General features: G+C 57.4%; 7 protein-coding genes and 5 pseudogenes. 5 read left to right on the forward strand and 7 right to left on the reverse strand.

Translation table 11 applies throughout. The features are described 5' to 3' along the window. Window positions 1-188: 188 nt before the first annotated feature. The 3 genes and pseudogenes from AC1ECN_RS31350 to AC1ECN_RS31360 form a co-directional block, all read left to right on the forward strand. Entirely contained in the window at window positions 189-725 is a 537-nt protein-coding gene (locus tag AC1ECN_RS31350) for a SixA phosphatase family protein (protein ID WP_018485093.1), read from the forward strand. A 179-nt stretch (window positions 726-904) separates the two neighbouring features. Beyond that, window positions 905-1042: pseudogene (locus tag AC1ECN_RS31355) on the forward strand (transposase domain-containing protein); the annotation flags it as partial. Window positions 1043-1293: 251 nt separating this feature from the next. Further along, window positions 1294-1562, forward strand: a pseudogene (locus tag AC1ECN_RS31360) (AI-2E family transporter); the annotation flags it as partial. Window positions 1563-1580: 18 nt separating this feature from the next. Here the strand turns inward: AC1ECN_RS31360 and AC1ECN_RS31365 are convergent. From AC1ECN_RS31365 to AC1ECN_RS31380, 4 genes and pseudogenes are all read right to left on the reverse strand, one after another. Then, window positions 1581-3173, reverse strand: a complete 1593-nt coding sequence (locus tag AC1ECN_RS31365; protein ID WP_477955103.1) for an IS66-like element ISRle3 family transposase — start codon at window positions 3171-3173, stop codon at window positions 1581-1583. Between the two features lie 74 nt (window positions 3174-3247). Further along, on the reverse strand, window positions 3248-3592 hold the full coding sequence (gene tnpB / locus AC1ECN_RS31370; protein ID WP_003592504.1) for an IS66 family insertion sequence element accessory protein TnpB: 345 nt from the start codon (window positions 3590-3592) through the stop codon (window positions 3248-3250). Window positions 3593-3786: 194 nt separating this feature from the next. Continuing rightward, window positions 3787-3975: pseudogene (locus AC1ECN_RS31375) on the reverse strand (transposase); the annotation flags it as partial. 298 nt (window positions 3976-4273) lie between these two features. Continuing rightward, entirely contained in the window at window positions 4274-4645 is a 372-nt protein-coding gene (locus AC1ECN_RS31380) for a COG4315 family predicted lipoprotein (protein WP_018069172.1), read from the reverse strand. 230 nt (window positions 4646-4875) lie between these two features. On the opposite strand from AC1ECN_RS31380, the pseudogene AC1ECN_RS31385 reads away from it, so the two are divergent. Then, window positions 4876-5009: pseudogene (locus tag AC1ECN_RS31385) on the forward strand (IS5/IS1182 family transposase); the annotation flags it as partial. A gap of 40 nt (window positions 5010-5049) precedes the next feature. Here AC1ECN_RS31385 and AC1ECN_RS31390 read toward each other — a convergent pair. Together AC1ECN_RS31390 and AC1ECN_RS31395 are read right to left on the reverse strand one after the other, a co-directional pair. After that, window positions 5050-5286: a hypothetical protein gene (locus tag AC1ECN_RS31390; RefSeq protein ID WP_024323215.1), complete on the reverse strand. Its 237-nt coding sequence runs from the start codon at window positions 5284-5286 to the stop codon at window positions 5050-5052. Window positions 5287-5349: 63 nt separating this feature from the next. Beyond that, window positions 5350-5598 carry a hypothetical protein gene (locus AC1ECN_RS31395; RefSeq protein WP_018069170.1) on the reverse strand — a complete coding sequence of 83 codons (249 nt, stop codon included), beginning with the start codon at window positions 5596-5598 and terminating at the stop codon, window positions 5350-5352. Window positions 5599-5816: 218 nt separating this feature from the next. On the opposite strand from AC1ECN_RS31395, the gene AC1ECN_RS31400 reads away from it, so the two are divergent. Beyond that, window positions 5817-6056 carry a DUF6894 family protein gene (locus tag AC1ECN_RS31400; protein WP_026170667.1) on the forward strand — a complete coding sequence of 80 codons (240 nt, stop codon included), beginning with the start codon at window positions 5817-5819 and terminating at the stop codon, window positions 6054-6056. A 1-nt stretch (window position 6057) separates the two neighbouring features. Here AC1ECN_RS31400 and AC1ECN_RS31405 read toward each other — a convergent pair. Then, window positions 6058-6221: pseudogene (locus tag AC1ECN_RS31405) on the reverse strand (Crp/Fnr family transcriptional regulator); the annotation flags it as partial.

Genomic DNA, 6221 nt, shown 5'->3' on the forward strand with positions numbered 1-6221 from the left:
TGCATCAGAAAGATTGACCATCGCAACGCCGAAATCCGCGGAATGTTCAAGTTTCGCAAATGTAGGACGAAACAACTGGACCTGCCAGTGGCACCAGCCTAGTTTGCGAGCTGTATCGGAGGCAGTTCCTGCTCCAGGAGTCAACACGAAACGAAGCTCTAGCCGACGACATTCGGCCTCGCGATAAAATGACGCTGAACCCCATGCTGCCGAAACACCGCCTCATCCTTCTGCGCCACGCCAAATCCGCCTGGCCTGACGGTGTGGCCGACCGTGAACGGCCATTGGCGGATCGCGGGCGCAAGGCAGCACGCGTCATCGGCACCTATATGGTGCGTGAAAAGCTGATCCCCGATCTCGCCCTCGTCTCGCCGGCCCGCCGGGCGAAGGAAACCTGGAAGCTCGTCCGCGGGGCCCTTTCGAAAAAGGTCTCCGAACGCGAGGCGGCGGATATCTATGAGGTGTCGGCCGAGCGCATCCTGGATGTGATCCGGGCCGTCGAACCTGGCATCCGCACGCTGCTCATCGTCGGCCACAATCCCGGCATGGAGAATGCAGCCTCGCTTATCGTGGCGGACGGTGATGCCGATGCCGTGGGACGCATGCAGGAGAAGTTCCCGACGGCGGGACTCGGCGTCATCGACCTCGATCTTGACGGATGGGGCGAGATTGCGGCCGGCACCGGTTATCTCGAACGGTTCGTAACCCCGCGATCCTTGGGATAATAAGGGCACTTTCCAGGTTGAATTTGGTGGACATGGTGCACGGCCCTGATTCTGCCCCACGCCGGTCCGAACCGGCCGTTTACGGCAGAATGGTTCCACAACACCGAATTGGTCGGAGAAGTCGTTCTCGTCAATGAAGCCGAAAATGGCCAACACCCTCTTTTTCAACGACGTTGCCCAAGCTCAACGATGTCGAGCCACTGGCCTATCTCTCAGACGTCATCACCAAGATCGTCAACGGGCATCGAAATAGCCAGATCGATGACCTGCTGCCTTGGGCCTATGCCGCAATGCACGAACTCAAAGCCGTGGCCTGAAAACAGCGCTTACGATACATCGACATATGGGATTGTCCGTTTCTGACGCGAAGTGCGCGTTGCGATTGCTACGCGTTGGCTCAATGATGTCCCGCCCTGCATGATCTTATGACGCAATTTCCGTCAGATTTGATGACAATGTGGCCCCCGGCATTGGCGTCGGTAAGCCGCGCCGGATGTCATCGAAGAGATTCGACCCGGACCCGGAGCCGATATTCATCTAGGGTCAGGACCTATTAATCTGGCATCAACTGTGGGGACCGGTTGCCCGTTGGTTGCTCCTGCAAGGATCAGTAGGATGGGGCATCTTCATCGCGATCTGGGGCTTGCTTCCCGTCAGCAGCATTGACAATTTCCTTCGACCGTATCTGCTTAACCAAAACAGCAGCCTGTGCTGCTCGGCCTGTTCGGACTTATTGGCAGTGTCTTGGCGTTCGGCCTGATTGGGCTTTTTCTCGGGCCGACCTTGTTGGCGGTTGCCTACAACCTTTTTCTCGAGTGGGCTGCAGCGCAAACGTAAGCGACAAGCCGGGGCCGTTCAGGCGGCGTAGTTCCATGGCATGAGCGCGTCGATTTCACTGCTGGGCCATCCATTCGCCAGGCGCTCAAGCGTCTGGGTCAACCAAGCTTGCCGATCGACGGCATTCATCTTTGCCGTTTGCAGGAGCGTCGCGATGGTCGCCCAAGTCCGGCCACCACCGTCGCTTCCAGCGAATAGACTATTTTTTCTCGTGATCGCTTGGGGTCTGATTGCTCGCTCGACTATGTTGGAGTCGAGTTCGATGCGGCCGTCGGTCAGGAAGCGCTCGAAGATGTCTCGACGCGAGATGGCATACCGCAGAGCTTCGGCGAGTTTGGATTTTCCAGAGACCCGCGGCAGGGTCGCCTGCCAGAGAGTGAAGAGGTCACGGACGGTCGCTGCGGAGATCTCCTGGCGTGCAGCGACACGAGCTTCAGGGCTTTGGCCGCGCACACGCTCCTCGATCTCCCATAACCTCGCCATACGCTCGACGGTGTCGGTAGCGATTTTCGAGCTCTTTGCGACATGCAACTCGTAGAACTTTCTCCGGCTGTGCGACCAACAGCCGGCCAGGATGGCGCTGTCATTGCCTCCATCTTTCCGGACGAGCTTGTTATAAGCGGCATATCCATCGACCTGCAGGATTCCACGATAGCCGCTCAGGTGTCGTGCGACACACTCGGTGGCTCGACTGTCCTCGAAGCGATAGGCTACCATCGGTGGACCGCTGCCCCCAAAAGTCCGGTCATCCCTGGCATACGCCCATAGCCATGCCGTCTTCGCTGATCCGGAACCAGGAGCAAGTGTGGGCAAGGTCGTTTCGTCGGCAAAGATCCGTTCGGCCTTCTTGATCTCATCGAGGATGTAGTCGGCGAGGATATTGAGCTCGAACCCCAGCTTGCCCATCCATTGAGCCATCAGATTGCGGTCGAGTTCGACCTTGTCGCGTGCGTAGATGGCTTCCTGGCGATAGAGTGGCAGCCCGTCGGCATATTTGGAAACGGCGATCTGGGCCAGAAGCGCTTCCGTCGGAATGCCACCTTCGATGATATGTGCCGGAGCCGCCGCCTGGACGACACCATCCTCGTTCCTAAAGGCATACTTCGGCCGGCGGGTGACGATGACACGGAACTTCGCTGCCACGACATCCAACCGCTCGGAGACGTCTTCTCCAATCAGGATTTTGGTCTTACCTGCATGTTCTGGAAGCTCTTCCGGTTCGATCACGACCTCGACGCGCTCAAGATGAGGCGCAAAGCCCTTGCGTGGCCGCGGAGCGCGTTTGCTGTCCGCGCTACCGCGGCCTTTCGTGACCTGAGCCTTGATCGTCGCAATGCCGGTCTCGATCTCTTCGAAGACAAAGGCATGCTGCTCGTCATCGACGGTGGATGATGCAAGCCTTTCCGAGCGTCGGCCAAATCGGGCGCGATCGAAAGCCTTCAGGATCTGCGTCAGCCGCTCGATGCGCTCATCGGCGTCCGCGTTGCGGGCCTCTAGATCGTCAACCTGCTTCTCCAAAGCCTCGACGCGGGCTGCTTTTGCGGCCATGGCAAGAACCATGGCTTTGAGAGCCTCTACATCATCCGGGAGCTCAATCTCGGGCCGCGTCATGGGTATGATCAGAGCATATTTTGCCGCGCTCCGCCCATGCTTTCAGGGACCTGATTCACTTCGCCGCAGCGGTTTTACCCAACAATCTCGGGAGGCTTCACCGGCGTGGATCGAACCCGCTTCCAGTCCATTCCGTCGACCAAAGCCAGAAGCTGGGCATGATTGAGCTGGACGCGATGATGGCCGATCCGGGGCCAGCAGAACTGGGCTTTTTCCAGCCGCTTCGCATAGAGGCAAACGCCGGAGCCATCCCACCACACGATCTTGACTCGGTCTGCTCTCTTGGCCCGAAAGACATAAAGTGCACCGTTGAACGGATCACTGCCAGCATCCCGTACCAGCGAAAGCAAGCTGTCCGGCCCCTTTCGGAAGTCGATGGGATGGCTCGCAAGAAAGACCTTCACGCCGGACGGGATCATGCCGACCGCACCGCTCGGATCACCCGCTGCAGGTGTGCTTCGCCGATATCTGCGTCGGCCCGGATAACGACGTCGCCGATGACAAGCTCGATCATCGCACGTGTGCTAATCGTCCTGGTCCCTGTCTGACCAGCCCGATCTTGCGAGGAGGATCGTTGTCCGTCACGAGCATCACGACGCCAGCCAAATAGCTGCGAGGGATGGATGCCGATGCGATGCGCAATGGCCGAGACGCTTGCGCCGGGCTCCATTGCCTCAGCCACAGCCCGCGCTTTAAAATCATCGGACCAACGGCGCCGAACTTGCCGTGGGGCGCCCTCAAGCCGTTCCGGAACAGCCTCGATCATATGGAAGTTTCTAGTTCCAGAGCTAGGCGCAGACATAGAAGCTCACAGTTTGTGAATCGTCTGTCCGCAATACAGCGGCCAACCCTACCGACGCCAGATGGGGTCAGCTTGTCGCTTACGCGCAAACTAAAGACCGCATACAATCTGCGTCCCCGATCCCTGCCTCTGACCAGCATTTGGAATCTAGTAGATGATGTCGCAAGGAATGGTGCAGCATTCGGCGGAGGCCGGGTTTGTCGGCGAAAGCCGTAGAGAAGGGATATGTAGTTCCAGAGGTCGGTCTTGCGGTTCAAGGCGATCCGACGACCGCCCGTTCAAACGGTCGCCGGTTCAGCTATTTGGCCGCGTGCCAAACTCCCCCAACGCCATCGCCGTTGGCTTCACCGGCTTTCTTATCCTCGACATAGGTGTAGAGCGGCTTGCCCTCGTAGGCCCACATCTCTTTGCCATCCGCAGCTTTGACTAGAGTCCATTCGCCTTCTGCCTTGGCCTTGGCTCCGGCGTGGAACGCCGGCCACTTCTTCAGGCAATCCTTATCGCAGTTGGATTTGCCTTTTGTATCCTTGTCGAAGGTGTAAAGGACCATGCCCTTTTCAGTAGCCAGGACCTTGCCCATTTTCGTGTCCACCGTCTTGGCAGGCTCGGCCGCAAAAGCAGACCCGGCTAAAGCAGTTAACGCACCTATCGCGATCAATATCGTTCTCATGATTTTTCTCCCATTCGGCAGTGCCGGCGGAATGCCAGCAGTACCCGATCTAACTGACAAAAACGCCCAACTATGAAAGCAGTTCCGTCCACGGGGGGACGAACACGACAGGCCAGCAATGGTTATAACGTCCGCGAAGCGCCTATGACGGTTGTTAGCGGCAAAGTCTTGCCGTTGAGCCTGCTCGTGATAGCCGGTGACAAACATGCAGCCCAACAGGCGCTGTGCTCTACAAGCAACGTCACAAGATCGAAAACATGTTCGGAAAACTCAAAGACTGGCGTCGTATTCACACTCGATACGCTGCGCCCACACCTTTTTCTCAAGCATATGCATAGCAGCGGCCGTCATCTTCTGGCTCTGATTAGTGAGTCCTGACCCTAGATGGAGGCACTCATTGCTCGTCAGCTGGCGCCGGAGGTTTCCGCGTCCATCTGACCGGCCCGGGGGCCGAGGCGCTCCGTCATGTTGTGGAGGAGCGTGTCTCGGGCGGAGTTCTGAACGAGATCGATGGCAAGGGTCAGGGCGCGGTGGCCTTCGTTGCTATCGATGTCACAGTGGTTCCTTGTACACCACTGCTGAACCGCAGTGATGACGACTTCGATGTCTTGATCGGACAATGTAATGAGGGATTGAAGCATTTCGATGCCTCCAGAATCCGATAGGAGCGCCCAGGGTCATGCCAAGCGATGAGACCGATATCGCTAGTGATGAGCAGTGGACGTCGTCGCGTTGATCTTCAGCGAATAAGGACTGTCAAACCTAGTGATCAGCAGCGTAGCCAGTTCCTCCGGCGTCCTGTGCCCTTGGCTATAAAGATCCATAGCCGCGCTGCAGAGCAATTGCGTTGCTCGTTCCGTCGGCGTGACGTGATTGTGCTGGTACCAGGTCCGAACAGCCTCCGAAAGCACGTTCACGTCTTTCGTCTGGAGCGAGAGATTGAAATCGATCATATCATCCTCCTACGCGTCGCCGCTCCGGGTTAGTCTTGAGTTGAAGCCCGCATTAAGCCTAATCCAATGATTTCTCGATGCCAACCATCAGTGCGATTGCGCACAGTGGCTGCAGGGGCATCGGCACTGTTGACGAAAGCATGCCCAATGCTGTTGATCTGAACGCTGCGGAACGGCAAAATAAACGACTTATCCGGCCGGGCTTTGAAGGATTTCGAATGCCACGCTTCTACTTCAACATTCTGTCTGAAGCAGGATCGCTCGACGACTGGGAAGGAACCGAGCTTGCTGATTTGGATGCCGCTCGCATTGAAGCGGTGCGTGATGCTCGCGCATTGATGAGCAGTGCCGTGCTGCTTGGATATGACATTGCGTCAAGAAGCGTCGAGATCAGAAACGAAACAGGCGATATCCTGCTCGTATTGCCCTTTTCGGAAGCGGTTAAGCGAGTGGGCTAATCTACCTGGCGCAGTGCGGAAGACCCAGCACCTTTTCATATTCGCGCTCCGGCACTCCATAGCAGCCACCGGCGATTTCGATCAACTTCTCCCTGTCCAGAATTCTAACATTTCCGCGGGTCGATCGGATCGCGTGGACGCCCTCAAGCACGTGTAGTTCATTGG

The organism is Rhizobium sp. 01N447_2, from assembly GCF_056399245.1.